This window comes from Exiguobacterium sp., assembly GCF_020832205.1.
In the GTDB taxonomy this organism is placed as follows: Bacteria; Bacillota; Bacilli; order Exiguobacteriales; family Exiguobacteriaceae; genus Exiguobacterium.
In genome coordinates this window covers 53,381-79,090 of sequence record NZ_JAFIFD010000038.1, presented here as the reverse complement: position 1 = coordinate 79,090, position 25,710 = coordinate 53,381, and the positions used below count along the sequence as shown (strand labels likewise).

The 25,710-nt window shown below is 52.9% G+C and carries 30 protein-coding genes and 1 other annotated feature; of the genes, 15 read left to right on the top strand and 15 right to left on the bottom strand.

The window, feature by feature from the left end; genetic code table 11:
• Positions 1 to 11: 11 nt before the first annotated feature.
• A complete protein-coding gene (locus JJU47_RS09490) occupies positions 12 to 1,391 on the bottom strand; it encodes a TrkH family potassium uptake protein (protein ID WP_228618652.1) in 1,380 nt (459 codons plus the stop codon).
• Between the two features lie 196 nt (positions 1,392 to 1,587).
• On the opposite strand from JJU47_RS09490, the gene JJU47_RS09485 reads away from it, so the two are divergent.
• The 3 genes from JJU47_RS09485 (at position 1,588) to JJU47_RS09475 (ending at position 3,405) form a co-directional block, all read left to right on the top strand.
• Entirely contained in the window at positions 1,588 to 1,779 is a 192-nt protein-coding gene (locus tag JJU47_RS09485; protein WP_228618650.1) for a hypothetical protein, read from the top strand.
• An 86-nt stretch (positions 1,780 to 1,865) separates the two neighbouring features.
• A complete protein-coding gene (gene motA / locus JJU47_RS09480) occupies positions 1,866 to 2,648 on the top strand; it encodes a flagellar motor stator protein MotA (protein WP_228618647.1) in 783 nt (260 codons plus the stop codon).
• Positions 2,626 to 3,405, top strand: a complete 780-nt coding sequence (locus JJU47_RS09475) for a flagellar motor protein MotB (RefSeq protein ID WP_228618645.1) — start codon at positions 2,626 to 2,628, stop codon at positions 3,403 to 3,405. The genes motA and JJU47_RS09475 overlap by 23 nt, the downstream gene beginning before the upstream one ends.
• 33 nt (positions 3,406 to 3,438) lie before the next feature.
• Here JJU47_RS09475 and JJU47_RS09470 read toward each other — a convergent pair whose 3' ends face one another.
• The 4 genes from JJU47_RS09470 to JJU47_RS09455 form a co-directional block, all read right to left on the bottom strand.
• Positions 3,439 to 4,863: a dihydrolipoyl dehydrogenase family protein gene (locus JJU47_RS09470; RefSeq protein WP_228618643.1), complete on the bottom strand. Its 1,425-nt coding sequence runs from the start codon at positions 4,861 to 4,863 to the stop codon at positions 3,439 to 3,441.
• Entirely contained in the window at positions 4,860 to 5,225 is a 366-nt protein-coding gene (locus JJU47_RS09465; RefSeq protein ID WP_228618641.1) for a DUF1499 domain-containing protein, read from the bottom strand. The genes JJU47_RS09470 and JJU47_RS09465 overlap by 4 nt, the downstream gene beginning before the upstream one ends.
• A gap of 66 nt (positions 5,226 to 5,291) precedes the next feature.
• Positions 5,292 to 6,671 carry a sensor histidine kinase gene (locus JJU47_RS09460; RefSeq protein ID WP_228618638.1) on the bottom strand — a complete coding sequence of 460 codons (1,380 nt, stop codon included), beginning with the start codon at positions 6,669 to 6,671 and terminating at the stop codon, positions 5,292 to 5,294.
• Entirely contained in the window at positions 6,668 to 7,360 is a 693-nt protein-coding gene (locus JJU47_RS09455; RefSeq protein WP_228618635.1) for a response regulator transcription factor, read from the bottom strand. Before JJU47_RS09455 ends, JJU47_RS09460 begins: the two co-directional genes overlap by 4 nt.
• Positions 7,361 to 7,496: 136 nt before the next feature.
• Between JJU47_RS09455 and JJU47_RS09450 the strand changes: the two genes are divergently transcribed.
• Complete coding sequence (locus JJU47_RS09450; protein ID WP_228618632.1) at positions 7,497 to 8,318, top strand: Cof-type HAD-IIB family hydrolase; 822 nt, start codon at positions 7,497 to 7,499, stop codon at positions 8,316 to 8,318.
• A 36-nt stretch (positions 8,319 to 8,354) separates the two neighbouring features.
• Positions 8,355 to 9,353, top strand: a complete 999-nt coding sequence (locus tag JJU47_RS09445; protein WP_228618630.1) for an alpha/beta hydrolase — start codon at positions 8,355 to 8,357, stop codon at positions 9,351 to 9,353.
• Positions 9,354 to 9,414: 61 nt separating this feature from the next.
• Here the strand turns inward: JJU47_RS09445 and JJU47_RS09440 are convergent, their stop codons facing one another.
• From JJU47_RS09440 to JJU47_RS09425, 4 genes are all read right to left on the bottom strand, one after another.
• Complete coding sequence (locus JJU47_RS09440) at positions 9,415 to 10,980, bottom strand: aromatic amino acid hydroxylase (RefSeq protein WP_228618627.1); 1,566 nt, start codon at positions 10,978 to 10,980, stop codon at positions 9,415 to 9,417.
• A gap of 53 nt (positions 10,981 to 11,033) precedes the next feature.
• Positions 11,034 to 11,231, bottom strand: a binding site (T-box leader).
• 122 nt (positions 11,232 to 11,353) lie between these two features.
• Complete coding sequence (locus tag JJU47_RS09435; protein ID WP_228618624.1) at positions 11,354 to 12,031, bottom strand: uracil-DNA glycosylase; 678 nt, start codon at positions 12,029 to 12,031, stop codon at positions 11,354 to 11,356.
• 80 nt (positions 12,032 to 12,111) lie between these two features.
• Positions 12,112 to 12,747 carry an FMN-dependent NADH-azoreductase gene (locus tag JJU47_RS09430; protein WP_228618621.1) on the bottom strand — a complete coding sequence of 212 codons (636 nt, stop codon included), beginning with the start codon at positions 12,745 to 12,747 and terminating at the stop codon, positions 12,112 to 12,114.
• Positions 12,748 to 12,871: 124 nt separating this feature from the next.
• The gene (locus JJU47_RS09425; RefSeq protein WP_228618619.1) at positions 12,872 to 13,303 is read right to left on the bottom strand and encodes a MarR family winged helix-turn-helix transcriptional regulator; all 432 of its coding nucleotides are present in this window, start codon (positions 13,301 to 13,303) and stop codon (positions 12,872 to 12,874) included.
• A gap of 159 nt (positions 13,304 to 13,462) precedes the next feature.
• On the opposite strand from JJU47_RS09425, the gene JJU47_RS09420 reads away from it, so the two are divergent.
• The 3 genes from JJU47_RS09420 to JJU47_RS09410 all read left to right on the top strand — a co-directional run bounded on the left by JJU47_RS09420 (position 13,463) and on the right by JJU47_RS09410 (position 15,373).
• Entirely contained in the window at positions 13,463 to 13,837 is a 375-nt protein-coding gene (locus JJU47_RS09420; protein ID WP_024372480.1) for a hypothetical protein, read from the top strand.
• Positions 13,838 to 13,929: 92 nt separating this feature from the next.
• Positions 13,930 to 14,817, top strand: coding sequence for a diacylglycerol/lipid kinase family protein (locus JJU47_RS09415; RefSeq protein ID WP_228618616.1), 888 nt, complete (start codon positions 13,930 to 13,932; stop codon positions 14,815 to 14,817).
• 31 nt (positions 14,818 to 14,848) lie between these two features.
• Complete coding sequence (locus tag JJU47_RS09410) at positions 14,849 to 15,373, top strand: GNAT family N-acetyltransferase (RefSeq protein WP_228618614.1); 525 nt, start codon at positions 14,849 to 14,851, stop codon at positions 15,371 to 15,373.
• A 36-nt stretch (positions 15,374 to 15,409) separates the two neighbouring features.
• Here JJU47_RS09410 and cbpA read toward each other — a convergent pair whose 3' ends face one another.
• A complete protein-coding gene (gene cbpA, locus JJU47_RS09405; RefSeq protein WP_024372483.1) occupies positions 15,410 to 16,045 on the bottom strand; it encodes a cyclic di-AMP binding protein CbpA in 636 nt (211 codons plus the stop codon).
• A 188-nt stretch (positions 16,046 to 16,233) separates the two neighbouring features.
• Here cbpA and pdxK point away from each other — a divergent pair, with 188 nt between their 5' ends.
• The 3 genes from pdxK to bshB2 are packed head-to-tail and all read left to right on the top strand — an operon-like array spanning position 16,234 to position 18,135.
• Entirely contained in the window at positions 16,234 to 17,058 is an 825-nt protein-coding gene (pdxK, locus tag JJU47_RS09400; protein ID WP_024372484.1) for a pyridoxine/pyridoxal/pyridoxamine kinase, read from the top strand.
• 55 nt (positions 17,059 to 17,113) lie between these two features.
• Complete coding sequence (locus JJU47_RS09395; protein WP_228618611.1) at positions 17,114 to 17,485, top strand: YojF family protein; 372 nt, start codon at positions 17,114 to 17,116, stop codon at positions 17,483 to 17,485.
• Positions 17,482 to 18,135 (top strand): bacillithiol biosynthesis deacetylase BshB2, encoded by a 654-nt coding sequence (bshB2, locus tag JJU47_RS09390; RefSeq protein ID WP_228618609.1) that lies wholly within the window; start codon positions 17,482 to 17,484, stop codon positions 18,133 to 18,135. The genes JJU47_RS09395 and bshB2 overlap by 4 nt, the downstream gene beginning before the upstream one ends.
• A 162-nt stretch (positions 18,136 to 18,297) precedes the next feature.
• On the opposite strand, the gene JJU47_RS09385 is transcribed toward bshB2, so the two are convergent.
• From JJU47_RS09385 to JJU47_RS09370, 4 genes are all read right to left on the bottom strand, one after another.
• Positions 18,298 to 19,128: an undecaprenyl-diphosphate phosphatase gene (locus JJU47_RS09385; protein WP_228618607.1), complete on the bottom strand. Its 831-nt coding sequence runs from the start codon at positions 19,126 to 19,128 to the stop codon at positions 18,298 to 18,300.
• 144 nt (positions 19,129 to 19,272) lie between these two features.
• Positions 19,273 to 20,364 carry an MFS transporter gene (locus JJU47_RS09380; protein WP_228618605.1) on the bottom strand — a complete coding sequence of 364 codons (1,092 nt, stop codon included), beginning with the start codon at positions 20,362 to 20,364 and terminating at the stop codon, positions 19,273 to 19,275.
• Positions 20,365 to 20,514: 150 nt separating this feature from the next.
• Positions 20,515 to 21,027 (bottom strand): type 1 glutamine amidotransferase domain-containing protein, encoded by a 513-nt coding sequence (locus JJU47_RS09375; RefSeq protein ID WP_228618603.1) that lies wholly within the window; start codon positions 21,025 to 21,027, stop codon positions 20,515 to 20,517.
• 70 nt (positions 21,028 to 21,097) lie between these two features.
• Positions 21,098 to 21,688, bottom strand: coding sequence for a DNA-3-methyladenine glycosylase (locus tag JJU47_RS09370; protein ID WP_228618600.1), 591 nt, complete (start codon positions 21,686 to 21,688; stop codon positions 21,098 to 21,100).
• Positions 21,689 to 21,823: 135 nt separating this feature from the next.
• Here JJU47_RS09370 and JJU47_RS09365 point away from each other — a divergent pair, with 135 nt between their 5' ends.
• Entirely contained in the window at positions 21,824 to 22,273 is a 450-nt protein-coding gene (locus JJU47_RS09365; protein ID WP_228618597.1) for an NUDIX hydrolase, read from the top strand.
• 60 nt (positions 22,274 to 22,333) lie between these two features.
• Here the strand turns inward: JJU47_RS09365 and nhaC are convergent, their stop codons facing one another.
• Positions 22,334 to 23,710 carry a Na+/H+ antiporter NhaC gene (gene nhaC / locus JJU47_RS09360; protein ID WP_228618595.1) on the bottom strand — a complete coding sequence of 459 codons (1,377 nt, stop codon included), beginning with the start codon at positions 23,708 to 23,710 and terminating at the stop codon, positions 22,334 to 22,336.
• 208 nt (positions 23,711 to 23,918) lie between these two features.
• On the opposite strand from nhaC, the gene queC reads away from it, so the two are divergent.
• From queC to queE, 3 genes are read left to right on the top strand one after another with little or no spacing between them, the layout of a single operon-like run.
• Positions 23,919 to 24,563 (top strand): 7-cyano-7-deazaguanine synthase QueC, encoded by a 645-nt coding sequence (queC, locus tag JJU47_RS09355; RefSeq protein ID WP_034805173.1) that lies wholly within the window; start codon positions 23,919 to 23,921, stop codon positions 24,561 to 24,563.
• Positions 24,560 to 25,015, top strand: a complete 456-nt coding sequence (gene queD, locus JJU47_RS09350; RefSeq protein WP_228618592.1) for a 6-carboxytetrahydropterin synthase QueD — start codon at positions 24,560 to 24,562, stop codon at positions 25,013 to 25,015. Before queC ends, queD begins: the two co-directional genes overlap by 4 nt.
• Positions 25,015 to 25,710: a 7-carboxy-7-deazaguanine synthase QueE gene (gene queE, locus JJU47_RS09345; RefSeq protein ID WP_228618589.1), complete on the top strand. Its 696-nt coding sequence runs from the start codon at positions 25,015 to 25,017 to the stop codon at positions 25,708 to 25,710. Before queD ends, queE begins: the two co-directional genes overlap by 1 nt.

The following is a 25,710-nucleotide window of genomic DNA, read 5'->3' as shown; positions in this document are numbered from 1 at the left end:
AGGGCTTTTTGTCATCCAATCAATAGTTTTTCTTTCGGATAGCGAATCTTGCGGTCCAATTGTCTCGCCACGGTGAAGAGGATCGTCAATGAGCCGACACGGCCAAGGAGCATCATGAACATGATGAGCTCTTTCCCGCTGTTGTTCAACTCCGCCGTGATTCCAAGCGACAGGCCGACCGTCCCGAATGCGGACACGACCTCGAACAAGATCGCTGTCGCCGGCAAATGGCCGTTCGTCAAAATCGTCAATGCGGTAAGGAACAGAATAAAGAAGAAACTCGTGATGGCCACCATATACGCCTTTTTAATTTGAAACACATCGATCGTGCGCTCCATGATGACCGTTTCTTTCTTACCGACGATAAACGCCCACATATCAGCCAAAATGACAGCCACGGTCGTCACTTTAATCCCTGATCCTGTCGACGCGGCCCCAGCCCCGATGTACATAAGAATGAGGATGAGACCGATCGAGACCGGTGCCATCGCCGCAATGTCGATCGTATTGAATCCGGCCGTTCGCGTCGTCACCGCCTGAAAGAACGTCGCATGCAGCGCTTCGTTAAGCGGTCGTCCGTATAGTGCGCCTTCAATCGACACCCATTCAAATAACATAAGTGCAAACCAGGCAATCCCGTTGATGACGACGAGCGACGCGATCATAATCTTCGAGTGGAGCGCTAGCCGTTTCCAGCGTCTCGCCTCGGTCGCATCGGCAATCGTCGTGAAGCCGAGCCCGCCAATCATGATGAGCATGGCGATCGTGATGATAACGGACGTGTTTTGCTCGAACTGCATGAGACTGTCGGGCCATAAGGAGAAACCCGCGTTGTTGAATGCGGACACGGCATGGAAAAATCCATAGTAGAGCGCTTCCCCAAACGAGTAACGCCCTGTTCCATATAACTCGAACGTCAAAAAACACATCCCGAGGAACTGGACGATGACCGTCGTGAAGACGATGTTTCGAACGAGCCGAACCGTTCCGCCCGGACCCGATAGATTGAGGGATTCTTGCAGCAAAATCCGTTGCTTCAAGCCGATTTTCTTCCCGAGCACGCTCAAAAGCATGAGCGCGATCGTCATGAACCCGAGTCCGCCGATTTGAATCAAAGCGACGATGACGATTTCTCCAAACGTCGTGAACGACGTCCCGATATCGATGGTCGACAGACCCGTCACCGTCCCGGCCGATGTCGCAATGAAGAGACAGTCGATCCAAGACACCGGCTCACTTTGTGCGAACGGCATATACAACAGCGTCGCACCGACAAAAATCGTGAGTAAAAAACCAGTCGCGATGAAACGGGCCGGTTTCTCGAAAACGATTCGGTACAACGCCTCGATTCGTTTAAACTGCCGTTCACGCACTGACAATGGATGTCGCATGTTCGTATCTCCTTCACTGTTTCTAAGCCCCATATTACGCCTCAATATAGAAATTGCCAACTAGGAAAATGTCATGCTAACCCTTTCTTTGTTTTTTTGGTAATATGATAGATAGACTTTATAAACGTTGAGGAGGTTGAATGAAACCGTGGACCCTAGTACGGTAGATCATTCGCTAAAGGATGTCTCGCGAAGGTTGGAGCGTCAGTCACAGTACATGCCCGCCCATCTTTATTTCCAGCTCGAAGAATTGCTGCATTGGTCGCTTGATCAACAAGTTGTGAATCAATTGTACGCATTGTTAAAAAAATACGATGTATTAACCGATATAGAGCGTGAAGAACGAAATATCAGCATTCAATTGCTGATTGACGAAAACGGCGCTTAACCATCGGGAACGCATTATGCGGGAGACGAGTTGCGTCTCTCGCTTTTTTTAATTCCTGTTCATTTAGAAAGGTGGAAAACATAGACATGGATGTCGTCACTTTAGTAGGACTTTTACTCGGTTTCTTCACGTTGATTGGCGGGATGATTCTGAAAGGGGCAGGTGTGGCACCGCTCATCAACCCGGCCGCACTTGTCATCATTTTTGTCGGGACCGCAGCAGCGGTCAGTATCGCCGTTTCAAAAGAGCAGCTTCAAAACGTGCCGAAGCTGTTCAAAATCCTATTCACAAAACAGAACTTGCCTAGCAAGTCCGGCATGTTGACCCAATTCGTCGATTTATCGACACAAGCTCGTAAAGAAGGTCTCTTGTCACTCGAGACCGCCTTAGAACAAGTCGAAGAGCCGTTTTTAAAGCAAGGCATGATGATGGTCATCGACGGGCAACCGTCTGAATATATCGCGGAAGTCATGTCGCGTGATATCGAAAACATGGAAATCCGGCACAAAGCGAACGCTGACGTGTTCACGCAAGCCGGTACGTACGCACCGACACTCGGCGTACTCGGGGCCGTCATCGGACTCGTCGCCGCCCTAAAAGACCTGTCTGACATCGATAAGCTCGGCTATGCGATTTCGGCCGCCTTCGTCGCGACACTGTTCGGGATCTTCTCGGGGTACGTGCTTTGGTTCCCGTTCGCCAATAAATTGAAGCAATATTCAAAGACCGAGGTGCTCATCAAAGAAATGATGATTGAAGGGATCCTCTCGATCCAAGGCGGCGAATCGCCGAAGACGTTAGAAGATAAGTTGTCCGTGTATTTGTCTCCAAAGGAGCGAGCCGACTATGAAGCGCAAAAAGAAGCATGACCATGAAGAACATATCCCAGAAGGCTGGCTCATCCCGTATGCGGATTTACTGACGCTTCTTCTCGCTTTGTTCATCGTTTTATTCGCATCGAGTAGTGTCGACCAGACGAAACTCGAGAAGATGTCGCGCTCGTTCAATCAAGTGTTCTCTGGTGGGACGAGCGTCTTTCAAGCCTCGACGGCCTCGAACAGTGATATCAACCGGACGAACAACACCGATACGACGGCGAACCCGCGAACGTACGAACTTGCTAAACTCGATGAGTTGAAAGAACAAGTGACTCAATATATCGAAGAAAAAGGACTTCAAGACCAGATCGAGGCGACGATCAACTCGAGCGGACTCGTCCTGACGATTCAAGACAGGGCGCTGTTTAGCATGGGTGAAGCGACACTCGACGCCGAGGCACGTGACGTCGCCCGGTCCATCAGCGGAATCCTCGAGCAAGCCGGCAACCGGGAGATCGTCGTGTCCGGCCATACGGACAACGTCCCGATCAACACGGCTCGCTTCCCTTCGAACTGGGAGCTCAGCTCGGCGCGAGCGACGGCGTTCATGCGCGGCTTGTTGACGAACGACGCCTTAAATCCGAACCAGTTCACGCTCGCGAGCTACGGAGAGTATAAACCGATTGCGTCGAACGACACGGATGCCGGCCGCGCTAAAAACCGGCGCGTCGAAGTGTTGATCAAACCGCTCGTCGATTTATCGGAAGGGTCTCCTAAAATGATTGAAACGATTATCTTGCCACAGTAAAAGCCCACTCAGCCGAGTGGGCTTTTGTCATGTTCATCTTGTCCATTCAAAATACTTGCGCGCGAGTTCTGTGAGCGGGCTGTTGAACAGGCGTTTGCGCCAGTACAGATCAGACGCTTTTTTGACGGCTTCACTCCGGGACGGGTACGGATAAATCATGCGTGATAACTTCCCGATCTTATCGCCACGCTGCATCGCGTAGACGACGATTTGCATCCAATCGCCAGCCGTCATCCCGACCGCATGTCCACCGATGATTTTCCCGTTCTTTCGTGTAATGATTTTGACGAATCCCGTCTCTTGTCGGTCGGCGACAAACCGATCGACTTCCGACAGCTTCGCTTCAAAAATGTCAACGTCTTCGCCGTACTGCTTCCGCGCCTCGGCCTCGGTCAACCCGACATGAAACACTTCTGGGTCTGTGAAAGTGATCCACGGCATCTTCCGATAGTCGACTTTGTTCCACAGACCGAACAATGCGTTCGCGACGACCGCTTTTCCTTCTTCACCGGCCGCATGCGTGAACGGCAACGTGTTGATCGTATCCCCGATCGCAAAGATATGGGGTTGCGACGTCCGGTACGTCGAGGAGATATCGACGTACCCGTCTTTGACGTGGACGCGGGCCCGGTCAAGCCGGAGCGCATCGAGACGCGGTTTTCTTCCCGTTGCCATGAGAAGCTTGTCCGCCTCATAGTGGACGCTTTCCCCATCGACTTCAGCGTCGACATGGATCTTTCCATTTACTTCTGAGACTTGTTTGACGTTCACGCCGATTTTCAGGCGCATCGCCATCTCGAGTTGCGTGCGTAAAAGCGTCTGTACCGATTCGTCCTCTTTCGGTAAAAACGTATCCAGTGCCTCGAGCACGGTCACTTGACTGCCGAGACGCGCGAACGATTGGGCGAGTTCGAGTCCAATCGTGCCCGCCCCGATGACGATCAGACTTTCCGGAAGCGTCTCTTCTTGGAAAACGTTCTCGTTCGTTAAGTATGGGACCGTATCCAGTCCGTCAATCGGCGGTACCGTCGGCTTCGAACCTGTCGCAATGACGAACTTTTTGCCGATCAACAAGTCTTCGCCTACTTTTAATTCATAAGGGCTTTGGAATGACGCTTCCCCGATGTAGACGTCGACACCTAACTTTGTGAAACGCTCGGTACCGTCATGCTCTTGAATGATCTCACGGGCCCGGTCGACCCGTGCTTTCGTTGTCTGATAATGATCGCGCCCGTCAAACTCGGTGCCGAGTACGCGTGCGGCCTGCATCATCGCACTCGCTTCTTTCGAGGCGGCGATGAGCGCCTTGGACGGGATACATCCGACGTGAAGACAATCCCCGCCGAGATGTTTTTTCTTCTCGACGAGCGCGACTTTCGCGCCAAGGTTGGCGGCTCCGGCCGCAACCGTCATGCCGGCCGCGCCTCCACCGATGACAATCAACTGATAATCTTTCATTTCATCAACCTCCGATATCGTTCACTCACATCTTCCATCCGTCTTCGGTTCACACCAAAATCGGAATGCCCGAGTCGTGCGGCCGAACGAAACTCAATTTGTCTTGTCTCATCGTCAAATAAAAATTCGACGTCGTCTTTAAACCGCATCACTTTCGTCGATACGACGTACCGAAGCATGTCGTCCGTCTCCTCGACAAGTTCGGTCCGAGGCATCTGGCTCATGACCATTTTCATCGTCTCGACCGTGTGGGCACGGTCGCGTCCGTACGGGAGCGGGTCCATCTTGAGCGCCGTGATCGATGTTTGCGTCGATACAGCGTTCGGTGTTCCTTTGATCGGTTTCAATGATTTCGTCGCCACGCAAAAAAAACCTCCCTTATTCTACATACAATTACATGTATCCTGAATCAAGGAGGTTTAACCCTTTTAATGTAGTTCACTCGGGTCGAGCGGCAATAGAACGGTCACCGTCGTCCCTTGACCGACTTCACTTTCAATGACGAGTTTCCCTTCGTGCGCCTCGATCAATTCCTTGGCGATGGCAAGACCGAGACCGCTGCTCCCTTTCGTCACTTGTGCCTGGTAGAACATCTCGGTGATGCGCTGTAAATGTTCCTTCGAGATACCAGGTCCTTCGTCGATAATCGAGATGAAGGCGACACGCTCCGACTGGACGAATCGAACCGTCAACGTCCCCCCGTCCGGCGAAAATCGGATCGCGTTCTCAAGCAAGTTCAAAAACACTTGCTTCAAGCGGTTCTCATCGAACAGGCCGATCGATTTTTGAGGATAGCGTTCGACCAGCGTAATCTGTTTGTCTTCGAGTGATTGTTTCAGCTGCACTGATACTTTTCGCAGCAACGAGACGAGATCGAGCTCTTGCCGGTATAGCACGAGCCGGCTCTCCTCGATTTTTGTGTAGTCGAGAAGCTGTTCGACGAGACCGATCATCCGCTCCGTCTCGGAATGGATGATCCCAAGGCCAAGCTCAGTCTCTTCTGACAATTTCTCATTTCCGCCTCGGATCGTCTCGGTCCATCCTTTGATGGAGGTCAACGGCGTTCTGAGCTCGTGTGACACGTTCGATAAAAATTCGTTCCGCGTCGATTGATGCTGCTGGACTTTCGCCCCTAAATACGTCAACGTCCGGGCGAGTGCCCCGAGCTCATGTTTTTCATTCGAATAGACTTCGACGTCGAAGTCACCTTGTGCCATCTCGTCTGCCGTCTCGATGATGTCACGAATCGGACGGACGAACCGGTCGGCGATGCGAATGACCGCATAGAGTGCGAGTAGCCAGATGAGGACGCCAATCAAGATGACCGCCATCCATATCTCGCGGATGAGTGTATCTAAGTCTTCTAGCGGCCGGGTGAAACTGATGGCGAGTTCACTCGTCTCACCGGTCATGATCGGACTCGTCACCGACAAGTAGTGTTCGTCCTGAACGTCATAGTCTTGAACGACGGACTCTCCTCGCGCAAGTTGCTCGAGTTGCCGCTCGGTGAACAGCGCCTGATGGTCGCGTTGCCCGGTCGTCTTCACGATTTCACCGAAACGGTTGACGATCGTCAAATCCGTCCCTGGATAGCCGAACGTCCGGACGAGAACAGAAAACGCGCTCGGCGTATCGAACCCGACTTGTGCCTGTGGATACAAGTACGCACTCGTCGTCGCGTGGCTAAGGAGTGCTTCAGATTCATACTCATAGTAATAGCGATACGTTCCGTAGGACAGTACGCTCACGAGCAGAATCAAAACGAGCGTCATAACAATCATGATGCGGATGACGAGCTGTTGCTTCATCCGTCATGTCTCCGCCACTTATACCCATGTCCCCACAGCGTCTCAATGAACGCAGGATGGCTCGGGTCGTCTTCAATCTTTTGACGCAACCGGCGGATGTTGACGTCGACCGTCTTTCGGTCGCCGAAGTAATTGACGCCCCAGACCGCATCGAGAAGCGCGTCACGCGATAAGACGACTTCTTCATTTTGCACGAGGTGACAAATCAAATCATACTCGGTCGGTGTCAAATCAATCGGTTGTCCGTATTTCGTCACTTGCTTCGCTGCCAAGTCGATGGCGAACGGTCCCGACTTCAAGCGTTTTTTCTCTTTGCGCTTCACTTTTTCAACACGGCGGAGGAGCGCTTGAATCCGGGCAACGAGCTCGCCTGGGCTGAACGGTTTGGCGATGTAGTCGTCCGCGCCTTTCCCGAGCCCTTCAATCTTATCTTCTTCGAGCGTCCGTGCCGTCAACATGATGATGCCGACGTTTTCATCTAAATCACGGATCGCCGCACACGCTTCAAATCCATCCATCTCCGGCATCATGACGTCGAGCAAGACGATATCAAACGGTTGACGGTCAAACGCCGTGACGGCTTCGCGACCATTCGACGCCTCAAAGACGTCAAACCCGGCTCGCTTTAAATTTACGATGATAAAGCTGCGAATCGCATGCTCATCTTCGGCTACTAATATCCGATTCATGTTTCCACCTCTTCTATAGTTCACTTCTCTACATATTCTCTACATAATAGTTACGTTTTTGCGACAAGGTTGTCAATTGACCTCAAATCGTATTAGGATGGAGTCATTAGATTCCGAAGGAGGACTCATTCCGATTATGAGTTACAAAATGATTGTATTAGATATGGACGACACGCTTTTGACGAGTGATCATACGATTTCACCGAAGACGAAGACAGCGCTCCTTGACGCCCAAGAACGCGGACATAAAGTCGTCCTCGCGAGCGGTCGCCCGACGTATGCGATGTGGGAAGCTGCCCGCGAGCTCGAGCTCGCCAAGTACGGAAGCTTCATCTTATCATTTAACGGTGCTTCCATTATCGATTGTGCGACAGATGAAGAAATTTTCTCGAGCACACTGACACCGGAGACGGTCGCATATCTCCATGATATCAGTGTCCGAGAGGAAATCGCGATTCATACGTACATCGGTAACGAAATCGTAACCGATCAACCAAACCCATACACGAACATCGAAGGTGAATTGACAGGCATGCCCGTCATCCATGTCAACGACTTCAAAGAGACGGTGACGACGCCGGTCGTCAAATGTCTGATGCTCGCCGATGGGGACACGCTCGCCCCAATCGAAACGAAATTGCAAGTCGAGCTTGAAGGCGAGCTCGCCGTTGCCCGCTCAAAACCGTTCTTCCTCGAGTTCACCGAAGCCGGTGTGACGAAAGGGACGAGCCTCGCTTTCTTAGCAAAACATGTCGGAATCGAACAAGCGCATGTCATCGCCTGTGGTGATGGCAACAACGACTTGACGATGATCGAATGGGCCGGCCTCGGCGTCGCGATGGGGAACGCCAATGCGACCGTCAAAGGAAAGGCCGACTTCATCACGAAGTCAAACGACGAAGACGGCATCGCCCACGTCATCGAGACGTTCATGAGCAGCGTCCTCGTTGATCAATAAACTTTTGAAAGACGCTTTACCTGAGGAGGAATTACGATGAATAAAGGATTGAAACGAGCAGGACTCGGACTCGTCGGGACAGCCGTCGCCGGAGCCGCGTACGTATTCTTGTCCCCGAAACCGACGTCCCGCCTCGTCAAAACCTCGTTCGCCGGCGGGAATGAAGTCGCTATTAAAGGATTTGACGAAGTCGTTCAAAAAACGTCGGTCCGCAAAGATATCGACTATTATTCTGCCTACGAAAACGGCACGTTCGACTTGATTCGCTACGAAGGAGACAAACCGGTGCCAACCATCTTTTGGGTCCACGGCGGCTCTTTCGTCGGCGGTGACAAAGCTGACGTCTTCAAATATGCCGCGTCGATTGCGAGCAACGGCTACAACGTCGTCAGCATCAACTACGCGCTCGCCCCGGACGTCACGTATCCCGTCCCGCTTCAACAAATCGAAGAAGCGTACACGTATATCGCGGAAAACAACGATCGCTTCCGGCTCGACCTCGACCGCGTCTTTTTCGCCGGGGATTCGAACGGGGCCCAACTCGTCGCCCAGTTCGTCGGGATTCAATTGAACGACGGCTACGCGCCTTCGGCCGAAGTGAAGCAAGTCGTCCCGAAAGAGTCGATTCTCGGTGCAATTCTCTTCTCCGGCCCGTATGATTTGAAACGGGCGATTGTCGAATCTTCAAAAGCGGTCAACCGCTTCTTGTTCAAACGAATCGGTTGGGCGTACTTCGGGACGTATAATTGGGAGAACCTCCCTGTCGTCTCTGAAGCGTCTCCGCTCGTCAATATTCCGGCGACGTTCGTACCGACGTTCATCACGGATGGCAACACCGGATCGTTCGAGACACAAGCGAAAGAATTCGCGACGATCTTGTCGGGTCGCACCGATGTGACGCGTATCTTCTATGATCAAGCGGAACATGAGCTCGGCCACGCCTATCATTTCGAGATGAATAAGCCAGCTGCCAATGCGACGTATCGTCGACTCATCGCGTTTTTACGCGAGACGTCTGTTACTCGATCACTTTGAAACGACAACACGACCACCCCTCGATCATGAAGGGATGGTCGTGTTTTTTCGTTCCTTGCGTTCAGACGTTCAACAGCCCAAACGCCCGTCCGATCAACTCATTGCGTGACGGTGATGTCGCCCGCAGTTCCTCGAGACGAGCCACCAGCGCCTGTTTCAGTGTCTCAGACTCAACGAGTTCAAGACATTCGATTTGGAGCAACCATGCGTCCGCATGCTCCTCGAGAATCGTCGGGATGAGCGCATCGATCGAGGTCCCTTGTTCCCGCAGGTTCCGGATGCGGTTGAACATCGGGTCGTCATTCGTCCAGACGCGGGCATCTCGCTCGATGTGAACCGGTTTCTCGATTAAGACAAGCTCCTCGACGTCGGTCCCAGGGAAGACGGAAGGAAGCGAGTCTTGTCTCACTTCAAGCGTCGCCAGTTCGATGCGGCGCCCTTCCATCTCCAAGACTACTTCTTCTAAACGCAACTCGTCTGCCGTCTCGTTGACGACCCGCCCATCGAGTCGAAGTGCCGTCGTCGCCAACACGTCCCGGAGCGGACCGTCGAGAACGAGTAAGCCGTGGTTCTCGAGGTTCGTCAACTGTCCATTGTCGACTTTCACGCAGTCGTTCCATTGAACGAGCGCGTGTCCTGCGCTCCGGGTCACGTGACGGACGACTCCGACCCGGTCTGTCCCGTCTTCGAGACGGACGGTCGCTTGACTCCCTGAGGCAAGTGCTTTCTCGAGTGACGCCACTCCGCCTTGACGAACGGCCATCCGCCCTTCTAGCTCGTCAAGCGCCTCGGTCAAAGTGTCAAAGTCAGGGATGACGAACAGTTCTCGCTGCATGTTCGTCACATCCTGCTTCGTCTCGAGCGCGTGCTCCAAGTCGAACGGATGCTTCGTGACGGCGTCCGTCAGACAATGCCGGCTCTCGCCGACCGATGACAACAGCCCTGCCCCGTAGATGAGCGGGTTGTCGACGTCCCCGATGAGACCGAACTCGACCGTCCACCAAAAGATGCGGGCGACTTGCTGCGCTTCGGAGAAGCCGGTCACTTGTGCTTTCGCCGCGTGGACGGCAACTTCCGCCGCAGCCACCTCTTCGTCGGTCGAGTTGGCGTTCTCTTTCACGACAGTCAATCGTTTTAACGCCGCGAACGAGGCATGTTCCTCACGATTCATGAACGCTTTCGCCCCGAGCTGTCCGAACCGTTTGACGATGTTTGAAAAATCAGGATCCATCAACATCGGGGCGTGACCGGCCGCTTCATGGATGATGTCCGGGGCCGGGCTGTACAAAATATTCTCGACTTTTCGGATATCGGTTGCGACCGGGAGCATGCCGTTCCCTTGGAAGTCGAAGAAGGCAACGCCCGGGATGAGTCCATCGACGGCGACTGTTGACCAACCGGCCGATCGCATTTCTTCGGTCATCGTCTCGACGTTAGGCAGCCGCTCCGGACCCATCCCCGTCTTCTTCAGCCCTTCGATGTAGAACGGATGGGCCTTCCCTTCAAGCGTGTGTAAATTGAGCCGCAAGACGAAGCGCCACACGGCGTGATCGGTCGGCGTGTACTCGTCGTAAAACTGCGGTGAGATATGTGGGGCCAAGTGGCGCGGGATGAGTTGTGTCAACATGTTGGTTCCTCCTTTTGTGTTTGAAACGGCAAAAAGTCCCTATCGAATCACTCGATAGGGACGACTTTGGCCGCGGTACCACCCTGATTACTAGACAGACGCCTAGTCACTTCATTCCGATAACGGGGGACCGCTCAATCATTGAGAGCTCGCAAACTGTAATTCGATTCATCTTTTGGGCGTGTTCGCAGCACCACACGCTCTCTGGGCCAGGGAAGATGTCTCTACTTCGGTTTGGTCATCGCTTATCACTGTTATGCAGTTATGCTTTTATGCACATTCGCTTTTAAGCATTAAAGCATCTTGTTGGTAGTAACGATAACAGACCTTTTTTATGACGTCAACCAAAAAAACAGTCCGCATGTGCGGACTGTCATAAACACCAATCAATTTCAGGTTGTCCCCATCCGACAAGTTTTGCGTTCACTTGCGAGAATGGCTTTGAGCCGAAAAAGCCCCGATGCGCCGATAGCGGACTCGGATGGACCGACGTCAAGATGGCGTGTTGGTCGCCGATGAGCCGTTGTTTTTTCTTCGCGTCGTTGCCCCATAAAATAAACACGATCGGTTGCTCACGTTTCCCGAGCTCCGCGATGACAGCGTCCGTGAACGTCTCCCACCCTTTCCCACGGTGTGAGGCGGCTTTTCCTGCCTCGACCGTGAGTGCCGTGTTGAGCAGCAACACACCTTGGCGGGCCCACTTCTCGAGATTGCCGCTCGTCGGCATGTCACAGCCGATGTCGTCGTGTAACTCTTGAAAAATATTTCGCAAAGACGGTGGGAAACGAACACCGTCTTGGACTGAAAAGCTGAGGCCGTGCGCTTGGTTCGGTCCGTGATACGGGTCTTGTCCGAGGATGACGCATTTGACGTCTTTCAATTTCGTATAGACGAACGCGTTCCAAATATCTTGTCGAGCCGGATATACGGTCGCTGTCGCGTACGCCTCATCGACAAACGCAGCCAACTCATTGAAGTACGGCCGCCCCATCTCGCTCTCGATCATATCGCTCCAATCGCCGAGCAAGCGGTCTGATAACTGTTCTCCCATTCCACTCTCCCCTTTCCGTCTTATCATACCCGAATCGATGACACACAAAAAGGCGAGCCCGTCAGGACCCGCCTTGAACGTTATACAGTTACCGCGCCTGCGACTTCTTTCGCGAGCGTCTCAGCTTTCGCTTTTGCGTCAGCGACGATTTCTTCAATCTTGTCCGGGAATTGGTTCATTCCTTCAACGGCAAGCGTCGTCACGTCTGTCACGCCGACGAACGCAAGTGCTTGGCGTAGGTAGGCGTCAGCGAAGTTGAGGTCTGTGCCTGTGTAGATGCCGCCTGTTCCTTGAATGTGGATCGCTTGTTTGTTCTCGAGAAGACCGACCGGCCCTTGCTCTGTGTAACGGAACGTCTTACCAGCAGTCAATACGCTGTCGAGGAACATCTTCATACGTGCTGGGAAGAAGAAGTTCCACATCGGCGTCGCGAACACGTACACGTCTGCTGCCATGAACTTCTCGAGCATGCCGTTCATCGTCGCGACTTTTTGCGCTTCGACGTCTGTGAGCGCTTCGCCTGAAGCGAACTTGCCCCATGCACTGAGGACATCGCCATCGATTTCTTGGACATCGACGTCGTATAGTTCGATCGCTTCGATGTCGAGTGACGCGTTCTCTTCTTTGAGTGTCGTCATGAACGTTTCAGCGACTTGTTTGCTGTATGACAATTCAGTTGGTTTCGGGTTTGCAGATACGTAAAGTACTTTTTTCATGATGGGTTCCTCCATATATTGAAATCTCTATTTTTAATAACAACAGTTTGTACTATATCATCTGTATATCTCATCGTCAATTATTTCGAATTCAAGATATATGTAAAAAAAAACACGACAGGCGTCATTTGCCTGCCGCGTTATAACCGACGCGCTTCAATAACTCGATCAGCGTCTCGGTCTCCGCTTCACTGAGCGGGCCATAAATGTCTTTAAAGATTTCGATGTGTTCCGGATAGACGACGTCCATCAACTGTTTACCAGCTTCCGTCAACGAGGCGTACGTGACGCGTCGGTCAGACGGACAAGCGACACGCTCGATGAGCCCACGTTTCTCGAGCTTATCGATCACGTACGTCACACTGCCGCTCGTAATCAAAATTTGATCTCCGATTTGTTGCAACGGGGTATCCCCTCGTTTGTACAGCACGGATAAAACACCGAACTCTGTTGAATTCAATTGGTGGCGTCGAAGATCTTCTTTCACACGGTCACTGATCGCGTCCATCGTCCGTGCCAAGACGATCCATGCCTTCAACTCAAGCGATTCAATCATGTCGGTCTCACCTCAATTCGTTCATCATTTACTTTTAGTATAGCAGGACATGAGCAGTATACGGGGGGAAAAACACTTCGTCAAGAAACTTCTTCATTGTCGCCCATCGACGAAACGTTTAGAATGGAATTATTGTGATTTTTAGAAAGGGTGGACGGCATGCGTGAATATTACGAGATTTCATTGACGATCAAGCAACACTATTTGGATTCGGTCATCGAGTTGTTGAACCGGGAAGGGATTGCCCCCGATTATGCGCTACGAAAAGAAGGCGCGGTCTTTTTGTTGTTCAATCACTTGCCTTGGTCGAACGTCACGCGCGAACCGCACGCGGTTGAACGGTTTTTATTAACGCTTCCGCGGGAGGACTATTTGTTCGTCAAAACGAAGCGCAAGTCCCCCGTCCCGGACCACGAACCGGTCGCCTGCATGGGTGCGTTCGACTCGCCGTTTCATGAACATTTGAAAATCGAACTCGCCGTCGACGAGTCCGAGGCGAGCCATCTCGACATGTCGGCGTTCCGCCACTACTGAGCAACGGGTGACCGTTGCTTTTTTTTGATGACTAGCTTTTTGAATGGACGGGAATATAGCACAGTATCTAAACGTAAAAGGGGAATGTCTGAATGGAACCTGTCATGTTGATCGTCAACCCGTCATCAGGAAAAGAGTTAGGAAAAGAACATGCACCACACGCTGAAGCGGTACTGAAAGAGCGATACGGCAACGTGGACGTCCGCTTCACCGAAAAAGCGGACGACGCGACGCATTTCGCCCGCGAGGCGGCGCAGAAGCGTTACCGCGCGGTCATCGCCATGGGCGGAGACGGAACGCTAAACGAGACGGTCGCAGGACTCGCTGAAGCGCCGCATCGTCCCGACTTCGGAATCATCCCGCTCGGCACAGTGAACGACTTGGCTCGCGCGCTCGGTGTGCCGAGCGATCCGGAAGAAGCGATTGACGCATTGAAGACAGCGGAGCCGACACCGATGGATATCGGCAAATACGAGAACGGCTACTTCATGAACGTCATCGCCATCGGCCTGATTGCCGAAGCAGTCGATGAAGTGAGTGTCGAGGAGAAGACGAAATGGGGACCGTTCGCTTATCTCATCGAAGGTGTGAAAGCGTTCCGGGAGCATAGTCCTTACTCCCTCTCTGTCCAGGCCGAGGAAAAGACGTTCGACGGAGACGCCTATCTTGTCGTCATCGCGCTCACGAACTCGGTCGGCGGCTTTGAGAACTTTGAGCCGGACGCCGAACTGAACGACGGCTTGTTGCACGTCTATTTGTTTGAAAGTCTCGGTTTCAAAGACGCGCTTCAACTCGCCCCGGCCCTGTTCACCGGTAAATTGAAGGAGACGGAAAGCGTCACATCGTTCACGACGAAACGTGTCCATGTCGATTCACCGGAGTCACTCCCCGTCAATGCCGACGGCGACACGGGCGGGAAGCTGCCGCTCACGTTCGAGGTGCTGCCGAGTCATTTGAACGTGTTAAAACCGATGTCTTGAGACGAGGCATAAATAAAAAGGAGTGGATCGAATGACCATCTCGCTCGTTCCTCTAGAAGCGGCTTCCGGAGCGATCGTCGAGACGTTCAACCGCTGGAATAACGATTCTGACATCGTCCATTTGATTCGCCCCAGTCGCTCCGAAGCCGAACTGACGGCTGAACATCGATTGACAGTCGATGAATTAAACGAGCGCCTCGCCACGCACGATATCTTCTTAATTTATGCGGACGACGAGCTCGTCGGAGAAGTGAACGTGATGTATGACGCGGCGCACTTGTATCGTCAAGAACCAGGCAGCGCCTGGCTCGGAATCGTCATCGGCGAGACGCACGGGCGCGGCAAAGGCGTCGGCACGAACGCGTTGCGTCTGCTTGAAGATCGGCTCCGGCATCAAGGAACCCCACGCATCGAACTCGGTGTGTTCGCCTTCAATGAAGCGGCGCACCGCCTTTACGAGAAACTCGGCTACGAAGAGATTGCCCGGATTGAGGCGTTCACCTATTGGGATGGACGACTTTGGGCAGACATCCGGATGGAGAAACGATTGACGTAGAAAAGCCCTTCCTCGCTCGAGGAAGGGCTTTTCCTATCAGTTGTTCAAGTTCTCGACTTCGACGACGCGGAACCCTTTTTGTTCGAGCTTCGCGACAATCTTGTCTTTTTTCGGTTCGTCACAGTCCGGCGGCAGCGTGATCAACACACGTCGCAGTACTTTACTCTTCGCATCGAGCGTCATGAGACTCGCGATCGATGAGTACCGGCTGACGATTTTCGTGATTTTTTCAAGCGCCCCCGCCTGTTCGCTCAAAGCGATCGTGACGACGTAACTTCCCGTGTCCCGGCTCCACGCCTCTTCGAGCATACCGAGCATTTTGCCGTGCGGCAAGATGCCGTAAAATTCATTGCTTTCGTCTTTTAACACGGCGATGTACGGTAATTCTTTGATCGAGAAGAACACTTGGAAAAAGCCGTCCGACTCGTGGACGTACTTTTGCGTGTTCTTAATGAGCGTCATGACGTTATCGTCTAGGCTCCCCTCGTTCATACCGTGACGATAAATGTGCATTTTATAAATGTTACCGCGGAAAAACGTTCCTGTCTCGTCGAGAACAGGGACGCAACGGTATCCTGTTTTCTCAAGCGTGTCGAGCGCTTCCCGTAACGTCGCTTTTTCACTGATGGTCACGACGTCTTTCTTCGGAATGCATAAGCTGTGCACTAACATGCGATTTTCCTCCTGCCCAATTGAAAGTGGTCTACACCCTATTCATTACTATTCCCCAAATATGATTGAAATCCTGCCATCTTATAATGAAAAGTTGAGGAGAACCTTTCCTGGTCATGGGATTTGTCGTAACGCCAAAAAGTCGTTATAGTGAAACTATCCAAACAGACAAAGGGGATTGAACGACTATGACGATGAAAAAAGCATTAACGATCGCCGGATCGGATACGAGCGGCGGTGCTGGCATTCAAGCTGACTTGAAAACGATGGAAGAGCTCGGTGTGTACGGTATGACGGCCCTCACGGTCATCGTGGCCCAAGATCCGCACAACGCCTGGCATCATGAAGTATTTCCAATCGATACGACGTTGATCGAGAAGCAAATTGACACCGTGCTCGCCGGAATCGGTGTCGACGCCGTTAAGACAGGTATGCTCCCGACGCCTGAGATTATCGAACTGGCAGCTCGTAAAATTAAAGAGTACGGCATCGAAAACGCCGTCGTCGATCCGGTCATGGCGTGTAAAGGCGCCGATGAGATCCTCAACCCGGACGTCGCCATCGCTATGCGCAAGCACCTCGTCCCGGTCGCGAAAATCATCACACCGAACTTGTTCGAGGCACGCATGCTCGCCGGTCTCGATAAGACACCGTCAACGATGGATGAGATCAAAGAAGCGGCCCGGTTAATCCATGAGCTCGGCGCGGACATCGTCATCGTCAAAGTCGGTGGCAAGCTCGGTTTTGATACGGCATTTGATGTGCTGTATGACGGAAACGAATATCGCCTCCTCGAGAGCGAAAAAATCGAGCCGGCCTTCACACATGGCGGCGGCTGCACGTTCTCTTCTGCGATCGCCGCATCACTCGCGAACGGACATTCCGTCGACGAAGCGATCGAAATCGGAAAAGCGTTCATCACGGAAGCGGTTCGCCACTCGTTCCGCCTCAACCAATATGTCGGACCGACGAACCATACCGGCTACCGTAAAAAATTAGCAACACAATCCTAAACGGGTGACCCGGGGCGAACGCTTCGGGTCATCGTTTCCATTGGAGGAGAATAGCGTGAACCCGATTCAACCTGACTTGATTCAATCGTATTTAGACAAACACGTGACGACCCCGCTCTATGCCCACGTCGAGACGACGAACGGGGCGTATGCGACCCATAACGACCCTGATTTCCATAACGCCGGCATGTTCATCCGCAATGTCGTCATCGAATACAGCATCGGACAAATCAAAGGACAAGGCCCATACCGCGTCGGGTTAAAACTCGATCACGGTTGGCTCTATGTCGAAGGCTTGACCGATTTCGAACAGCACGGCGATCAGTTGTTACTCGCTGGCCACGACCGGCTCGGACGCCTCGCCTGTGCGCTCCATTTAGACATAAAACCGCTCCCGCAAGGGGCCACGGAGGTGGAAGACCAATGACTGGACCGTTGCTCGTCATTTTCCCGCATCCCGACGATGAAGCGTTCAGCTCCGCGGGAACGATCATCCAACATCAAAAGAACGGCTTCCCTGTCACGTACGTCTGCTTGACGCTAGGTGAAATGGGACGAAACATGGGATCCCCGATTTTCACGACGCGTGAAGAGCTGCCAAAAATTCGCAAACATGAACTCGAGGCCGCCTGTGCCGTCATGGGCATCGACGACCTCCGCATGTGGGGGCTCCGGGATAAGACCGTCGAATTTGAAGACGAGGCCGAACTCGCCGATCGCTTCAGCACATTGATCGCAGAAGTGAGACCGGCCCGAGTCATCTCGTTTTACCCAGGCTATGCCGTCCATCCGGACCATGAGGCGACCGCTAGAGCCGTCGTCCGTGCCCTTCAAGCCATCGACGCCTCTGAACGTCCTGAATTTTTAGGTGTCGCCTTCGATCACCGGACCGAATCCGAGCTCGGCAAACCGCACGTCATCATCGAGGTCGGTGGTGAGAGCGCATTGAAGCGGGAAGCGCTCCTCGCTCACCGTTCGCAGACGGAAGGACTTCTCCGTGCCATCGACAACGCAGAAAACGCCCACGTCATGGAATTACTCCAACGTGAGCGCTTTTATCACTATCCGTTCTCATGATTCATATGCGAGACGTGTCATGTACAGCAATGTTCCGACCGTCCCGAGACCGATCAACGTCCCTAATACGACAACGATATGTTCCATGTTCTCACCTCTACTTGGTTTTACGAACTAACTGAACAATAGGTTTCAATGACGCGTGCATAAGCACGCGTTTTTTTAGAAATACAAGAAGTAAATGACCGCCGCCAACACGACTCGATAAATCGCGAACGGGGTCAGTTTCACTTTGTTGATCAACTTCAAGAAAAATTGAATCGACATCAGCGCGAATAAGAAAGCACTGACGAAGCCGACAAGGAATACCGGCAACGTTTCAATCGTAAAGTAGCTCCACTTACTGTAAAGCGATAGCGCGCTCGCCCCAAACATGATCGGGACGGCCATGATGAACGTGAAGTCTGCCGCCGCCCTGTGACTCATCCCAAGGAGAACACCGCCTGAAATCGTCGAGCCCGACCTTGAAAAGCCTGGCCAAAGCGAAAAGCATTGAATCAATCCGACGCCGAGCGCCTGCTTGTACGAAATCTCGTCAAGCGTCGCCGTCGTCTGGCGCTTCACTCCTGACAGATCGGCCGCAATCATGAAGAATGCCCCGATGACGAGCCCGATCAATACCGTCTTGACCGAGAAAAGATGGGTATCGATATAGTCTTCAAACAAGAGACCGAGCACCGCTGCCGGCAACAGGCCGATCAAGATATGTAGCAGATTCAACTTATCGGTCTGACCGCGCCGGAACGAGACCAGTTCCCTCGGATTCAATAACTGTTTAAAGCGGTTCCGAAACACGACGATGACCGCTAAAATCGAGCCGAGTTGAATCACAATCTTGAACGTGTTCGCGACTTCCTGTCCTAAAAACGCGCTCGAATTGAGCCACAAGTCATCCACGACAATCATGTGCCCCGTAGACGACACCGGTGCGAACTCGGTCAACCCTTCGACGACACCTAACAAAAAACCGATGAACAACTCATACCATGACATAATGTGTCTCCTGCTCCTGTATTAGGTCTAATCATACATCGGCGTGAGTCGTCCCGCCCTCGGGCTTAAGACGTAAAAAAAGAGGGCGTTACGCCCCCTTTCCCCTTGTTTTAAAAAAACAAGCCGTTCAATGTGCTCCGCCCGCTACGTCGCCTGCTTCTTCACGTGGGATAAACAGACGACGATCCCAATCATTAGAAATGCGCCAAATAAAGAGCGCTCGGCTCCAACGACGAACAATAAACCAAGCTCGATAATGCTTCCGTGCAACAAGACCGAAACGGATGATTCGGTCGTCGCCCGTATGGCGGAAGGGACGCGGTGATGGAGCACGCCAACATAGATCGGCTCAATTGCGCCTGCGAAACAGGCCATTATGGCCATCCATACGAAGCCAACCGGGCTCGGAATACTTCCGAGTAGAATAAAGCCAATCCCGATTCCCCAGCCAATCATCTGATGCCAACGCACGGCCGACGCAATCCGAAGTAAATACGGGGCAAGTAGTTGTCCTGGAATTTGGATAAGCAATAGACCAGTCGAGATGACCCCGAACCAATAAATCGGGACACGAACGTCACGCGCATATAGTTGCCAAAACTCTTCGATGAAGTTGAAGGCTCCAATGACAAGGACGAATGAGAGGGTCAACGTGAGAAGCACTCGGTCGTTCCTTAGGAAACGGAAACCAGCCCGCAACTGACGCCACGTCATCGCTTCATCGTGCGTCCTCCGAACCGGTTCAACGAGCAATAGACTACAGCTCGTGGCGATGAACAGACTGCAAATCGACACGACATAATTCAATTCAAACGAGAACATTGCCGCAAGCAGACTTCCGCTAAAGGCTGCCACGACAGCAGCCACTAGGCCGATGGCGTTTAAACGTCCGACCCATCGTTCAAACACGGATTCGTGTCCATCTTGTTCGAGCGTCTCATATAAGAGGGCATGTTCCGTGCCGCTTCGACAGACCGCTCCAACTGCGGACAAGCTGATGGCGAAAGCGAAACCAAGAAATGAAAACGACAACAGCAACACGACAAACGAGCACCATTCCAACGCGATTCCGATTTGAAGCAGACGACGTCGCTCCATGTGATCGGCTAAGACGCCTGTCGGGACCTCAAGGATCACTACAATCACGGCGTAGAGGATCTCGATATAAACGACTTCTTGAATCGAGATACCACGTGATTCCCAAAATAGCCGTTCAATCGTATAGGCTGGAATCAACGCCTCAAACCACCGCATCGCACTGAGCAAACCGATATTTCGACGAACTTAACTAGGTGATCGCGCTCTTCGTTTCATCTTCATCTCCTCCTTACTCCTCTATTCCCGATTTCGCAAAAAAAGCCACGGAACGCATCCGTGGCTGAGCGATTATTTTAACAGGTTGAGCATCTCGCGATTGAAAGCCGGGATGTCATCCGGTTGACGGCTCGTGACGAGCTGCTCTTGGCAGACGACGACTTCTTTGTCAGCGTACTTCGCACCGGCATACTCCATGTCGACTTTAATCGACTTGTAGCCCGTTGCGTCGCGTCCTTCAAGTGTCTTAGCCGTAATCAACAGCTGTGGCCCGTGACAGATGGCGAACACCGGTTTTTTCGCATCCATGAACGCCTTCGCGAACTGGACGAAACGGTCGTCTTCACGAAGCAAGTCCGGTGAGAAGCCGCCTGGTAAGAGCAGCGCATCGAAATCTTCCGGCGATACGTCGTCGATGGATTTATCGATTGTCACTTTCGACTCACCTTGTTTGCCTTCGACCGTGTTCCCTGCCGATTTTTCAATCGTGACGACTTCGTGGCCCGCTTCCACCAATGCGTCGCGTGGCTCTGTGAACTCTACATCTTCAAACATATCTGTAATGAGCGTTGCTACTTTTGCCATATTGAAACACTCCCTCAATTTGTTTTTTCACACATAGGGAGTGTTCCACTCGACCTTCTCGGTTAAACCTTCAGCGATACTTTGAAACGTACGGATTGGCCCGTTCGAAGAAACGATACGGATAGTCACGCGCCTCACCGGTGTTCGGGATGCCGACGCGAGGTCCGGCTTCGACATCTATGATGGGTTCACCTTCCACGATAAAAAGCGGCTCGTGTTGGAGCGAATGCCCGTACAGGTTCATCGTGATGCCGAGCGCTTTCGTCAGCTTGCCCGGTCCGTTCGTCTGGTCGACCGGCTTCAGTCCGGGACGGTGCTGGTCGATCAACGCCTGGCCTTGAATCGGTTCGACCGCACGAATCAACACGGCCTCGGGTGTCCCGACTGGTCCGCTGACGACGTTCAAGAGCGTATGCGTGTGCATCTGATACGTGTAGACGTGACCTGGCAGGCCAAACATCACCTCGGTCCGATTCGTCCGTCTGCCCCCGAAACTATGCGCCGCTCGGTCGATGGCACCGAGATAAGCTTCGGTCTCGACAATCTTGGCGATGATCTCGCCTGTCGGGTGCTGATGGACGAGATAGTGCCCAAGTAGCGAGCGGGCGAGTTCAAGTGTCGGTTGTTCGTAAAAGTCTTTAGGCAGTCGTTTCATCGTCATCCCTCCTCGGTCTCATTTTCTCAGATGAGGACGGGGGGCACAAAGAAGATGCCCGTCTCATAACCTGGTCGCGATGCGCAGGTTTTTAAGGAATAAGCGCGAAACTGTAGTTAGGAGAAAGTGAGGCGAATCAAGTTGGGTTATTTATCAGATTTACGCAAGATGGTTGGGAGTCGTCCCTTGATCAGTGTCGGTGCCACAATTCTTGTCACGAACGAGAAGCATGAATTGTTGTTCCAACACCGTTCCGATACGTTCGATTGGGGCTTTCCGGGAGGGTCGATGGAACTGGACGAAACACTTGAAGACGTGGCGGCCCGAGAACTGAACGAAGAGACAGGGTTGACGACGCAACAGTTCGAACTCATCGGCGTCTGTTCTGGACCACGATACTACTTCAAATATCCAAACGGAGATGAGACACATGGCGTCATCCACTTGTTTCATGCGAAGCACGTGAGCGGAACGATGGAAATGAATGACGGGGAGAGCCTAGACCTGCGATTTTTTGCGCAAGACTCGCTCCTCGAACAGTTCGGAGATACGTTGTGGGAACTTGAGAGCTCTTATAAACCGATTCTTTAAACGGCACAACGAAACAAAAACGATCCAGGACCTCGATTGGTCCTGGATCGTTTTATGTGCTTACGATGCAATCTTCATCGCCTCACGTTGCTTTCCCAACTTCACGTATCCAAGAATAATCGAGAAAATCGGGCTGAGCCAGAGGAAGAAGGCGAACGGTGCGTATTCGAGTACCGGCACACCGAGTGTCGCCGCGAAGAACGCGCCGGACACGCCCCACGGAATGAGCGGGTTGATGACCGTCCCGCCGTCTTCAAGCGCACGTGACAAGTAACGCGGGTCGATGCCGCGATCGATAAATCCTTGTTTGAACGCTTGCCCTGGGAGCAAGATCGACAAGTACTGTTCGCCGGCGAGCAAGTTGACCCCAATCGAGCTGAGCACGACCGACAAGACCGAGCTGCCCGGTGACTTCAAACGGCGAAGCAACGCATCGACGATCGCTTGGAACACACCGAGCTCTCGGAGCAATCCGCCGAACGCGAGCGCGATCAAGACGAGACTGACCGACCAGAGCATCGACTCGAGGCCACCGCGGTCGAGTACAGCCGCGATCGTTTCGTTTTCAACACCTGACTGGAAGCCGCCTTGCATGACACCTAACCAGTTCGAGATGTTCCAGTTGCCTTGAACGAACCCGGCCGTCAACACACCGGCGAACATTCCGACGAGCATCGTCGGCAACACCGGCATCCGGCGGAACGCGAGCACGGCGACGAGAATCGGCGCGAGGAGGGTCACCCATGACAAGTTGAAGCGGCCTGCGAGCGCAGCCTGCGCCTCGGCGATTTGAACCGTGTCGGCCGCTTGACCGCTACGGCCGAGAATGGTGAACAAGACGAGCGTGATGAGGAAGGCCGGGACGGTCGTCCCCATCATGAAACGGATGTGGTCGAATAATTTCACACCAGCGACGGCCGGTGCGAAGTTCGTCGTATCCGAGAGCGGGCTCATCTTATCTCCGAATAGTGCCCCGGACACGATGGCACCGGCGGCAAGCGCCGGCGAAATCCCGAGCGCCATCCCGATCCCGAACAAAGCGACCCCGACCGTACCGACTGTCGTGAAGGCGCTGCCTGTGAACGACGACACGATCATCGTGATAAGCAACACGCTCGGCAAGAACCATTGAGCGGAAATCGTATTTAAACCGATGGAGAGGATCGTCGCCACCGTGCCGGACATTTGCCATACACCGATCAACATCCCGATGAGCAGTAAAATTAAGACGGGCATGATCGCTTCGCGAATCCCATTGATCATCGCCGTCTCGATTCGTTTAAAGTCACGCGTCCGATAATACGCGTACACCCCTATTAATACCATTGTGCCAAAGATCGCCATATGTGGCGTCGCTTTGGCCAAAAACATCAGTGCGAGCAAAGAAATTCCGCTCAGCAGCACGACGAATACAGCCTCTTTTCCTTTCATCTGCATCGACGTCCCCTCCTTTCAGTTCCATTATTTTCTACCTAACCGCTTAAACGCTTTTATGCGCGAAAGTGTTTCAGTGATGTTCCTTACTATACCTGCTTCTCTTTTCCCTGTCAAACGTCTTTTTATGGTAAAGTAAACGCTCGAGGGTGACCTCCGGAGTTCGTAACCTCCTCCGACATCAAAACTAGCGAAAAAGGAAGTGTGCAGTTTGCAACACGAAAAAGCATTGGTCGTCTTTAGTGGCGGTCAAGATTCAACCACTTGCCTGTTTTGGGCAAAACAACAATTCTCCCATGTGGAAGCCGTGACGTTCGCCTACGGACAGCGCCACGACGCGGAAATCGAAGTCGCGAAAGAAATCGCGGCCGAACTCGACGTCCCGCACCACATCCTCGATCTGTCCTTGCTCGGACAGCTCACCTCAAATGCGTTGACGAGACATGATCTCGACATCGACAATGCGGACGTGCCAAACACGTTCGTCGATGGACGCAACCATCTCTTCTTGTCGTTTGCAGCCGTCATGGCGAAACAACTCGGCATGCATCACATCGTGACCGGTGTGTGCGAGACCGATTTTTCCGGCTATCCGGACTGCCGCGACCAATTCATCAAATCACTCAATGTGACACTCAATTTAGCGATGGACTATCCGTTCGTCATCGACACACCGCTCATGTGGCTTGATAAGAAACAGACGTGGGAACTGGCCGACCGTCTCGGTGCGTTCGACTACGTCAAAGAACGGACGCTTACGTGCTACAACGGCATCCTCGGTTCAGGCTGTGGTGAGTGCCCGGCGTGTGTGCTCCGTCAAAACGGCCTTGACGCGTATGAGGGGGTGCGCGTATGAAGAACGCACCGTTCCTCGCCCCGACGAACGTCGAAGCTAAACAAGACGGCTCGCTCATTTATTGTCCGCATCGCGTGCAAATCGTCAAAGAAGTGACGTTCGACGCGGCGCATCATCTATTCGATTACGACGGGAAGTGCCGCGCCCTCCATGGACACACGTATAAGCTCCAAATGGGGATTAGCGGATTCCTCGACAATCGCGGGATGACGCTCGACTTCGGTGACTTAAAAGCCATCTTTAAAGAAGAGCTTGAACCGTACCTTGACCACCGTTATTTGAATGAATCATTACCATATATGAATACGACCGCCGAAAATATGTGCTATTGGATTTTCGAGCAACTCGCCAAACACTTACCGGATGAGCGCGACGTCCGTGTCGAGTTCGTCAAATTGTATGAGACGCCGACATCGTACGCCGAGTTCCGACGTGAATGGTTGGTGGACTGATGAAAATCCCTGTCCTCGAAGTATTCGGCCCGACGTTCCAAGGAGAAGGCCGCGCCATCGGACAGAAGACGATGTTCGTCCGGACCGCCGGTTGCGATTATCGCTGTTCGTGGTGCGACTCCGCCTTCACGTGGGACGGCTCGGAAAAACCGGACATGCTCTCGGCCGATACGATCATCGAACGGCTTGATGAGCTCGGTGCATACGACTACGTCACGATCTCAGGCGGAAACCCGCTCCTCATCGCCGGCATGAAAGACTTGGTCGAGAAGCTGAAGGCACGCGGCGTCAAGCTAGCCGTCGAGACACAAGGGAGCCGCTATCAAGACTGGCTCACGCAAATCGACGACGTGACGCTCAGCCCGAAACCGCCGTCTTCCGGCATGTCGACCGACTGGGAGAAACTCGACGCCATCGTCGAGCGCCTCCGTCCGGAACAGACGACGTTCAAAGTCGCCGTCTTCGACGAACTCGATCTCGCCTACGCGAAACAAGTCCAGACGCGCTATACACCGGACGTCATGTACTTGTCAGCCGGTAACCCAGAGCCTGGTGCGGACGGTGACATCACCGACGCCCAGCTCCGTCGTTTGAAACAATTATGGGAAGACGTCGCGCGCGACCCGTCGTGGCAAAGCGTCCGTGTCTTGCCGCAACTGCACACATTACTGTACGCCAACGAACGTGGCGTCTAA

What these genes read in the sequence shown, in the direction of transcription:
- JJU47_RS09460 (WP_228618638.1), bottom strand. Translation starts at nt 6,671, where the DNA reads ATGAAGCAACAGCTCGTCATCCGCATCATGATTGTTATGACGCTCGTT.
- JJU47_RS09375 (WP_228618603.1), bottom strand. Translation starts at nt 21,027, where the DNA reads ATGGCAAAAGTAGCAACGCTCATTACAGATATGTTTGAAGATGTAGAG.
- cbpA (WP_024372483.1), bottom strand. Translation starts at nt 16,045, where the DNA reads ATGTTAGTGCACAGCTTATGCATTCCGAAGAAAGACGTCGTGACCATC.
- JJU47_RS09415 (WP_228618616.1), top strand. Translation starts at nt 13,930, where the DNA reads ATGGAACCTGTCATGTTGATCGTCAACCCGTCATCAGGAAAAGAGTTA.
- pdxK (WP_024372484.1), top strand. Translation starts at nt 16,234, where the DNA reads ATGACGATGAAAAAAGCATTAACGATCGCCGGATCGGATACGAGCGGC.
- motA (WP_228618647.1), top strand. Translation starts at nt 1,866, where the DNA reads ATGGATGTCGTCACTTTAGTAGGACTTTTACTCGGTTTCTTCACGTTG.
- JJU47_RS09445 (WP_228618630.1), top strand. Translation starts at nt 8,355, where the DNA reads ATGAATAAAGGATTGAAACGAGCAGGACTCGGACTCGTCGGGACAGCC.
- JJU47_RS09455 (WP_228618635.1), bottom strand. Translation starts at nt 7,360, where the DNA reads ATGAATCGGATATTAGTAGCCGAAGATGAGCATGCGATTCGCAGCTTT.
- JJU47_RS09440 (WP_228618627.1), bottom strand. Translation starts at nt 10,980, where the DNA reads ATGTTGACACAACTCATCCCGCGCCACTTGGCCCCACATATCTCACCG.
- queE (WP_228618589.1), top strand. Translation starts at nt 25,015, where the DNA reads ATGAAAATCCCTGTCCTCGAAGTATTCGGCCCGACGTTCCAAGGAGAA.
- JJU47_RS09410 (WP_228618614.1), top strand. Translation starts at nt 14,849, where the DNA reads ATGACCATCTCGCTCGTTCCTCTAGAAGCGGCTTCCGGAGCGATCGTC.
- JJU47_RS09420 (WP_024372480.1), top strand. Translation starts at nt 13,463, where the DNA reads ATGCGTGAATATTACGAGATTTCATTGACGATCAAGCAACACTATTTG.
- JJU47_RS09425 (WP_228618619.1), bottom strand. Translation starts at nt 13,303, where the DNA reads ATGATTGAATCGCTTGAGTTGAAGGCATGGATCGTCTTGGCACGGACG.
- JJU47_RS09450 (WP_228618632.1), top strand. Translation starts at nt 7,497, where the DNA reads ATGAGTTACAAAATGATTGTATTAGATATGGACGACACGCTTTTGACG.
- JJU47_RS09490 (WP_228618652.1), bottom strand. Translation starts at nt 1,391, where the DNA reads ATGCGACATCCATTGTCAGTGCGTGAACGGCAGTTTAAACGAATCGAG.
- JJU47_RS09475 (WP_228618645.1), top strand. Translation starts at nt 2,626, where the DNA reads ATGAAGCGCAAAAAGAAGCATGACCATGAAGAACATATCCCAGAAGGC.
- JJU47_RS09470 (WP_228618643.1), bottom strand. Translation starts at nt 4,863, where the DNA reads ATGAAAGATTATCAGTTGATTGTCATCGGTGGAGGCGCGGCCGGCATG.
- JJU47_RS09435 (WP_228618624.1), bottom strand. Translation starts at nt 12,031, where the DNA reads ATGGGAGAACAGTTATCAGACCGCTTGCTCGGCGATTGGAGCGATATG.
- JJU47_RS09430 (WP_228618621.1), bottom strand. Translation starts at nt 12,747, where the DNA reads ATGAAAAAAGTACTTTACGTATCTGCAAACCCGAAACCAACTGAATTG.
- JJU47_RS09370 (WP_228618600.1), bottom strand. Translation starts at nt 21,688, where the DNA reads ATGACGATGAAACGACTGCCTAAAGACTTTTACGAACAACCGACACTT.
- queD (WP_228618592.1), top strand. Translation starts at nt 24,560, where the DNA reads ATGAAGAACGCACCGTTCCTCGCCCCGACGAACGTCGAAGCTAAACAA.
- JJU47_RS09385 (WP_228618607.1), bottom strand. Translation starts at nt 19,128, where the DNA reads ATGTCATGGTATGAGTTGTTCATCGGTTTTTTGTTAGGTGTCGTCGAA.
- nhaC (WP_228618595.1), bottom strand. Translation starts at nt 23,710, where the DNA reads ATGCAGATGAAAGGAAAAGAGGCTGTATTCGTCGTGCTGCTGAGCGGA.
- bshB2 (WP_228618609.1), top strand. Translation starts at nt 17,482, where the DNA reads ATGACTGGACCGTTGCTCGTCATTTTCCCGCATCCCGACGATGAAGCG.